At 68.8% G+C, this 6,160-nt stretch carries 5 protein-coding genes and 2 pseudogenes; 5 read left to right on the top strand and 2 right to left on the bottom strand.

Translation table 11 applies throughout. The annotated features are described in order from the left end of the window. Positions 1 to 152 precede the first annotated feature (152 nt). Positions 153 to 674, top strand: coding sequence for a DUF6328 family protein (locus ACFV2S_RS12010; protein ID WP_385556697.1), 522 nt, complete (start codon positions 153 to 155; stop codon positions 672 to 674). A gap of 157 nt (positions 675 to 831) precedes the next feature. Here the strand turns inward: ACFV2S_RS12010 and ACFV2S_RS12015 are convergent. Then, positions 832 to 1,374 (bottom strand): annotated as a pseudogene (locus ACFV2S_RS12015) (hypothetical protein); the annotation flags it as partial. A gap of 280 nt (positions 1,375 to 1,654) precedes the next feature. Between ACFV2S_RS12015 and ACFV2S_RS12020 the strand changes: the two are divergent. The 4 genes and pseudogenes from ACFV2S_RS12020 (at position 1,655) to ACFV2S_RS12035 (ending at position 5,434) form a co-directional block, all read left to right on the top strand. Continuing rightward, positions 1,655 to 2,377, top strand: a complete 723-nt coding sequence (locus ACFV2S_RS12020) for an SDR family oxidoreductase (RefSeq protein ID WP_385556700.1) — start codon at positions 1,655 to 1,657, stop codon at positions 2,375 to 2,377. A 30-nt stretch (positions 2,378 to 2,407) separates the two neighbouring features. Beyond that, a pseudogene (locus tag ACFV2S_RS12025) lies at positions 2,408 to 2,618 on the top strand (transposase family protein); the annotation flags it as partial. 271 nt (positions 2,619 to 2,889) lie between these two features. Beyond that, entirely contained in the window at positions 2,890 to 3,738 is an 849-nt protein-coding gene (locus ACFV2S_RS12030) for a methyltransferase domain-containing protein (RefSeq protein ID WP_385556703.1), read from the top strand. Positions 3,739 to 4,237: 499 nt separating this feature from the next. Continuing rightward, on the top strand, positions 4,238 to 5,434 hold the full coding sequence (locus ACFV2S_RS12035; RefSeq protein WP_385556706.1) for a S8 family peptidase: 1,197 nt from the start codon (positions 4,238 to 4,240) through the stop codon (positions 5,432 to 5,434). Positions 5,435 to 5,743: 309 nt separating this feature from the next. Here ACFV2S_RS12035 and ACFV2S_RS12040 read toward each other — a convergent pair whose 3' ends face one another. Further along, on the bottom strand, positions 5,744 to 6,010 hold the full coding sequence (locus tag ACFV2S_RS12040) for a hypothetical protein (RefSeq protein ID WP_385556709.1): 267 nt from the start codon (positions 6,008 to 6,010) through the stop codon (positions 5,744 to 5,746). Positions 6,011 to 6,160: the final 150 nt, after the last annotated feature.

Genomic DNA, 6,160 nt, shown 5'->3' on the forward strand with positions numbered 1-6,160 from the left:
CTCGTGGTTCGTCGAGGACAACGGGCTCGGTCGACTCCCTGACCTCGAGGCCGGCCACGACCGCAGGTACTCCGCCACCTCGCTGGGCCCTTCACGTGTCCGCATCGAGCACCGTAACGATTGGCGGTCGCAGGTCGGGGCAGACGGGCGCCATGGCTACGACCGAGGCGACAGACGTGAGCGGTACGGACGAACACAGAACGACCCGTGACGAGACGCACGAAGAACGTGCGGATCGCCGGTGGACCGAGCTCATGCAAGAGATACGGGTCGCTCAGACCGGAGTCCAGATCATGCTGGGCTTTCTGCTCACCGTGGTCTTCACACCGACCTTCCGGGGTCTGGGACAGACCGACAAAACGATCTACCTGATCACGGTCGTGCTCGGTTCCCTGGCCACCGGGGCCCTCATCGCACCGGTGGCGTTTCACCGCATCGTGTCGGGACGCAACCTCAAGCCCCACGGCGTCGCATGGGCCTCGCGGCTCACCTTCACGGGTCTTGTACTGCTCCTCGCCACTCTGACGTGCTCGCTCTTCCTGATTCTGCGCGTGGCGACGCACGACTCCTACGTACCGTGGCTGGTGGCCGGAGTCGTGGCCTGGTACCTGTGCTGCTGGTTCGTCCTGCCCTTCTGGGCGCGTTCCCGCTACACAAACGGTGACGAGGACTGACTGGTCGCCGCACGCCGCTTCGCTCGGTTCGGCACCGTTCACATCCACCCTCGCGTACCGCGACCGACCGGCTCCACCGGTCGTCCTGGACGAGCTCGGCATACGCGCCTGACTCGTCCGGCCAGTGGGGAGGTTCGGCAGCGCCGACTGATCGTGAGCCGCCGTGAAGACCCCACTCGTCGAGGCCACCGTAGACATGGGCTTCAAGGCATCCTGAAGCGTCCATGGCGACCGCCTCGCCCCGGTACAGGGCGACGAGCGAGTCCTTGCCCCGCCACCAGGTGTCGGTCAAGCCCTGCACCTCAGGTACCGGCTCGTACCCTTCGAGGCCCAAGGAGCCGACGGCCTCGCCGGTGATCCTCGTGATGCTCCTGGCCCAGCGTCTCGCATGGCAGGCCAAGGCCAAGGACTCCATCCAGCCTTCTGCACACGCGTGCAAGGGTGCCCAGTGGTAGCCCTGAATCCCGACCCGACGGTCGTCGAAGGCCACGGCACGATCGACCTCCCCGGCCGGGACACCGTGCTCGATCCAGACGTCGCGGTGACGCTCGATGTCATGCCGGGCGACACGGATGCCCTCACACACGACGAACCTCTCGGCCCGGCTGGTCAATCCAGCCGGTGCGACCGGGACGGGCGATAGGGGAGCGGCAGCCACCAGGGCATCGGCGTGTACTGACGAGGTCCGACAACGCCTCATGGCGAGCGCCATCACCCGTTTGGTTGAGCGTGGGGTGAACGCTCACAGCGTCACACCGGAGCATCATCGATCCGCGCCACCGAGAGCACCGGACAGAGGCAGCCGACGCATACGGCGAGGCGACCGCCTCCTGCCAGGACACGCACCGCGCCGACCAGGCCGCTTCCGCCGACGGGGAGTGCCGGGTCGCCTGTCGTCCCGCCAGGGCGCGCCGCCGTTGCGGGTGGTTACCTGGACCGGGGGCGCGAGGACGCCCGCCTCACGACGAAGGGGAAGCGCCATGGCCGAGTCCGTGATCGTCATCACCGGCGCCAGCTCGGGGATCGGGGCGGCGACCGCGCGGCTGATGTCAGGCCTGGGCCATCCCCTTCTGCTGCTCGCTCGGCGAGTGGACCGGTTGGAGCAGCTCGACCTGCCGGACACGATGTGCCGCCGCGTGGACGTCACCGACCGTGCGGCCGTCGAACAGGCGGTGCACGAAGCGGAGGAGCGGTACGGACCGGTCGAAGCTCTGGTGAACAACGCGGGCGCCATGCTGCTGGGTCGCATCGTCGATCAGCCGGTGGACGAGTGGGACCGCATGATCGACCTCAACATCAAGGGAGTGCTGTACTGCACGCGGGCGGTGCTGCCCGGCATGGTGGCCCGAGGCAGTGGCACGGTCATCAATGTCAGTTCCGTCGCCGGCCGCAAGACCTTCCCGAACCACACGGCGTACGTCGCGACGAAGTTCGCGGTGCACGCCCTCTCGGAGAACCTGCGGGAGGAAGTCTCCGTCAAGGGCGTGCGAGTCGTCACCATCGCTCCCGGTGCAGTCGAGACCGAACTGCTCTCCCACACCAGCGACGAACAGATCAAGCGCGACTACGAGGCATGGAAGACCTCCGCAGGCGGCGCTCTGGCCCCCGAAGTCGTCGCCGAGGCCATCGTCTATGCCTACCGCCAGCCGCCGAACGTCACCGTTCGCGAGATCGTCATCGCAGCGACGGGCCAGGAAGCCTGAGCCCCCGCACCGCCTGCTCCTCCGTACGCGCGCGAACGGGGCGGGTACGGGCCCGGTGACGGCCGGCCGTGATGTCTGTCGCTGCCGGCCCGGGTACTGCTGGTGCCGTGTACTACCGCACGAACCTCACGATGCGGCAGCTCGCGCCGCCGTTCCGTATCGCGCCGGCGACGTCCTCCGGGTCATCCAGTGGCTCCGTCCGCTGCTGGCGAGGGAGCGGGCTCCGCGGCCGGTGGCGGACACCCGTGAGGCCATGTTTGCCAACTGCTCCTGGCCACTGAGGCATGAGGGTCTCCGCCGCTCTCGTAGACTGATCACGTGGCATTCATGAGCACCCCGCACTGCTGCTTCCTGTAAGGGGAAGGCACTGAGGGCGACGCCGGACGGCGCCGCCCTCCTCGGTGTGCCTGCTGCGCGAGTCCCGTCCCGATGCTGCCCGTTCTTCGTAGAGGCACGGACGCTCTGACCGCGCAGGCACGATCCCTTCCCTTCACCCTTGCCAGGAGTGCCTCGTGCCGGTCTCGCTTCCCCCTGCCCTCGATCTGTCCCTCGATCTGCTGCGTTGCCCGACGTGCCGCACGCGCCGCCTGCGCCCCGGCCACGGTGCATTGCTTTGCCCGGTGGGCCATACCTTCGACATCGCCCGGCACGGCTATGCCAGCCTGCTGACGGGAACCCGCGCCACCAGCGGCGACGACGCGGCCATGGTCCAGGCGCGGCACCGATTCCTGTCAACCGGCGCCTATGCGCCCATCCTCGAAGTGGGGGCCCGCCTGGCGGTCGATGCCCAGTCCGAGCAGGGCACGGTGGTGGATGTGGGGTGCGGCACGGGCTACTACCTGGCCGGCGTACTCGACCAGCTGCCTGGCGCCCGTGGCCTGGGGGTGGACACATCGGTGCGGGCACTGCGGCTGGCGGCCCGTGCCCACGACCGAGCCGCCGCGGTGGCCTGGGACTTGTTCCGTCCCTTCCCGCTGGCCGACGGGGCGGCCGATGTCGTGCTGGACGTGTTCGCCCCGCGCAACCCGGCCGAGTTCCACCGCGTGCTGCGCCCGACCGGTCGGTTGATCGTGGTCCGACCCTCCGGGCGGCACTTGGCAGAGCTGCGTGGCCGGATGTCTGCGATGGTCACGGTCGACCCGGCCAAGGAACAGCGCCTGCACCGGGCGCTCAACCCCTTTTTCGAGACCGTCGTCACTGAGCAGGTGGAGTACGCCGTTCCCCTGACCAAGCTGGATGCCCTGGATCTGGTGGGGATGACGCCGAGCGCACGCCACGTGAGTCCAGCAGACCTTGCCGGCGGCGTCCTGCCTGATCGGGTCACTGTCTCTGTGCTGGCCACCGCCTACCGCCCGCGGTGACCACGAGCGGGCGCATATGCCCGCTCACCGACGAGCAAGGGACACGCCCGGTGCCTCGACTGGACGGTCGCGGTCGACTCGACCATAACCGGGCCCACCAGCACGTCACATGTACGGCCCGGCCGGAGAAGAAGGAGGAGGGCATCAGCGCTGTCACCTGCCGGAGCAAGAACGGAACTCCCGCTACCGAGGGCGAGCCGGCTGGCCACGCCAAAGGCAGTTCGCAGGCCCACGACGTGCTGAGAGCGTGGGCGCAGTGTCATTCGTGCGGGTGGATTCGCCGGGCCGTCCATGCCTGAGGCAAGGGACGTTGCGCGATGAGAGAGTGATCGTTTCCGCGACCAGGGTGTGCTTGGTGTACGGCATGGGCCAGGCGGCGGCGGGCGGCTCAAGCGGCGGGCGCGAGCCAGCCGATGCAGACCATGGCCGTGTCCCAGGTGTCCGCACCGGTGCCGGGCACGGCCGCCCATCGAACCGTCCGCACCCCAGGGAGTCCTCCTTGCGTCTGTTCGCCACGGCCGTGCGCTTGAGCGCCACCGCCGCTCTCACCCTCAGCTCTGTAGCAGTCGGCTCCGCCTCCGCTTCCACGGCGCCGCCGGAGCCGACTCCGGTGCCGCTGCTGAAGTCGGCGGATGCCATCCCGGGCCGCTACATCGTCACCCTCGGCAAGACCTTGGATCCGGCGAAGTTCACCGCGCCGATGGGACTGAAGCCGACGTTCACCTACACCCAGGCGGTCAACGGGTTCGCCGCGCCCCTCACCTCGCAGCAGCTGGAGGCGGTCCGGAAGGCTCCGGGTGTGGAGTCGGTCCAGGAGGACGGGTGGGCGAACGGCCTGCCCGCTGCGGTACGAGGGGCTCAGCCCAAGTCGCCGGCCCAGTCCTGGGGGCTGGACCGGATCGACCAGCGGGCTCTGCCGCTCGACAACGACTTCAGCGCCTTCGGCAGTGGCCAGGGCGTGACCGCGTACATCATCGACACCGGCATCGCGTTCGGGCACCCCGAGTTCGGGGGCCGGGCGAGGCCCGGCTTCGACGCGATCGGTGACGGCCGCAACGGTGCGGACTGCAACGGCCACGGCACGCACGTGGCGGGCACGGTCGGCGGCACGACGTTCGGCGTGGCGCGCAAGGTGAACCTGGTCAGCGTCCGGGTCCTCGGCTGCGACTCGCGAGGGCCGTGGTCGGGCATCATCGCGGGATTCGACTGGGTGGCCCGCAACGCCCAGCAGCCGGCCGTAGTGAACGCGTCCCTGGGCGGAGACCGTGTCCAGGCGGTCAACGACGCCGCGACGGCGCTGTCCGACCGGGGCGTGCTGCCGGTCATCGCGGCCGGCAACTCTAACATCGACGCCTGCCGGGTCTCCCCGGCGTCAGCCTCTCGCGTCCTCACGGTGGGCGCGACCAACCGCTTCGACGAGGAGACCGACTTCTCGAACTGGGGCGAGTGCCTCGATCTCTACGCACCCGGCAAGGACATCGTCTCCGCGAGACTGGGCGGCGGCAGCGTCGCGCTCGACGGCACTTCGATGGCCGCCCCGCACGTCGCCGGAGTCGCCGCCCTGTACAAGGCCGAACACCCCAACGCGCTCCCGGCCGAGGTCTTCACCTTCCTGACCGACAAGTCCACGAAGGACGTCGTCCAGAACCTGAGCGGCAACGGCCCGAACCGGCTGCTGTTCACCAACGGCCTCTGACCGAACCACCGCCGCACGTGCGGAATCCCGTTCCGGGACCGGTCGCACGGACACAGCCGGGAGAGAAGCGCCCGCGCAGCAGCAACTCCACATCGAGGCCGGCCCGCCACGTGACCGACGTTCGTGTCGGCTCGCCCAGGCGCAACAGCGCGGTACCGCGCGGTGAACGGGCCGCAGCGGCCCGCGCTGTGCACTGAGGAAGAGAGCAGACGCCTCCGGGTGTGTCCGGACCCGCACACCGTGTGGGCCCGAGGTGCGGGCCCACACGGTGACGGACATCAGCTCAGAAGCTGTCCTCGCCCCGTGAGATCAGGGCTTGTTGAGATCGTTGCGTATGTGCTTGTAGAGGCTGTCGGCCGCAGGGCGAACGATGTGCTCCCCGACTCGCTTGGTCGCTTCCTCGGTGGCGGTCTCCGTCCACTTGCTGTGGGGGTTCGTCTTGTTCTGCTGGTATGCGGCGACCGCGGTCGCCGCAGCCATGGTGGCCTGGCCTTGAGGCGTCTTCGTGCTCCAGGTGTAGACGCTCTGGGCGATCTTCGCGATCAGTCCAGCTGCGGCGATCAGGGGAATCGGCATGCTTTCCCTCTCTTTCGTCCAGGGATTCATGCCACTCCTGGATGCGTCCAACCCCCTAGGTTCTGTCGTCAAATGTCACGCCCACATCAGGAGTGATGCGAGAGTGACGGCCGCTTCGTAGGACTCGGCGGTCTTGTCGTACCGGGTTGC

The organism is Streptomyces sp. NPDC059695, from assembly GCF_042733785.1.
Taxonomy (GTDB): domain Bacteria; phylum Actinomycetota; class Actinomycetes; order Streptomycetales; family Streptomycetaceae; genus Streptomyces.